Origin of the sequence: Collinsella sp. AF16-8 (assembly GCF_003462695.1) — a bacterium.
Lineage (GTDB): Bacteria > Actinomycetota > Coriobacteriia > Coriobacteriales > Coriobacteriaceae > Collinsella.
The window spans coordinates 1-1,783 of the sequence record NZ_QRXX01000024.1 but is presented as its reverse complement, the minus strand read 5'-3'; the positions used below and the strand labels follow the sequence as shown (position 1 = coordinate 1,783).

The following is a 1,783-nucleotide window of genomic DNA, read 5'->3' as shown; positions in this document are numbered from 1 at the left end:
AGAATCGGTAGGGGAGCTTCCCATGGGCGGTGAAGCCGCCGGGCGACCGGCGGTGGAGCGCATGGGAGTGAGAATGCTGGCATGAGTAGCGAGAGACGAGAGAGTAACTCGTCCGCCGTGAACCCGAGGTTTCCTGGGCAAGGCTAATCCTCCCAGGGTCAGTCGGGGGCTAAGGCGAGGCCGGAAGGCGTAGCCGACGCGCAGCAGGCAGACATTCCTGCACCGCGCACGCGGCGCTACGACCGACGGGGCGACGGATGGGGGTGGCTCGGCGGGGTTCTGGACGTCCCCGTGATGGAGCGCGGCCCGCGGACCAGGGAAATCCGGTCCGCACGAGGGCGAGGCTCCGGACGAAGCGATCAAGCGAAGCGAGTGAGCCCGAGGTCCCTAGAAAAACCCCTAGGCAGGCGCGTGCGCGCCCGTACCGCAAACCGACACAGGTGGGTGGGTAGAACATACCGAGGCGATCGGGTCAACCATGGTCAAGGAACTCGGCACAATGGCCCCGTAACTTCGGGAGAAGGGGTGCCCGCGCGTACGTGAACGGACTTGCTCCGGGAGCGGAGGCGGGCCGCAGTGGAGAGGCCCAAGCGACTGTTTACCAAAAACACAGGACTCTGCAGAAGCCGCAAGGCGACGTATAGGGTCTGACGCCTGCCCGGTGCCGGAAGGTCACGCGGAGGAGTTAGCGCATCGCGCGAAGCCCCGAAGCCAAGCCCCGGTAAACGGCGGCCGTAACTATAACGGTCCTAAGGTAGCGAAATTCCTTGTCGGGTAAGTTCCGACCTGCACGAAAGGCGCAACGACTTGGGCGCTGTCTCGACCATGGACCCGGTGAAATTGCACTGGTCGTGAAGATGCGACTTACCCGCGGAAGGACGGAAAGACCCCGTGAACCTTCACTGCAGCTTGGCATTGGCCGCTGGTCCCGCGTGTAGAGGATAGGCAGGAGGCACAGATCCGGAGGCGCCAGCCCCCGGGGAGCCGCCCTTGGAATACTGCCCTCGCGCGACCGGCGTCCTAACCCGAGGCCGTCAACCGGCTCGGGGACCGTGCCAGGCGGGCAGTTTGACTGGGGCGGTCGCCTCCTAAAGGGTAACGGAGGCGCGCGAAGGTCCGCTCGGGACGGTCGGCAACCGTCCTTTTGAATGCAAGAGTACAAGCGGGCTTGACTGCGAGGCCCACAAGCCGAGCAGGTGCGAAAGCAGGCTCTAGTGATCCGGCGGCCCCGAGTGGGTGGGCCGTCGCTCAACGGATAAAAGGTACTCCGGGGATAACAGGCTGATCTTGCCCAAGAGTCCACATCGACGGCAAGGTTTGGCACCTCGATGTCGGCTCATCGCATCCTGGGGCTGGAGCAGGTCCCAAGGGTACGGCTGTTCGCCGTTTAAAGCGGTACGCGAGCTGGGTTCAGAACGTCGTGAGACAGTTCGGTCCCTATCCTCCGTGGGCGCAGGAGAATCGATGGAGGCTGCCCCCAGTACGAGAGGACCGGGGTGGACGCACCTCCGGTGAACCGGTTGTCGACCAACGGCACGGCCGGGTAGCCGCGTGCGGCGCGGATAACCGCTGAAGGCATCTAAGCGGGAAGCCGTTCCAGGGATTAGTTCTCCTTCCGGTAAGGGCCCAGGTAGACTACCTGGTCGATAGACGGCAGGTGCAAGGGCGGCGACGTCCTCAGCCGAGCCGCACTAATCGCCCGAGCTCTTCCGGAACCGCACCTCGCGGCCCGCGGGACATGCGCTCTGAAGCGCGGTCCGGGCACGAGGATGCCCCCGAGTCA

At 64.8% G+C, this 1,783-nt stretch carries 1 rRNA gene; it reads left to right on the top strand.

Going from position 1 to position 1,783, the window contains the following annotated elements:
* Positions 1-1,715, top strand: a 23S ribosomal RNA gene (locus DWW73_RS09985); the annotation flags it as partial.
* Positions 1,716-1,783: the final 68 nt, after the last annotated feature.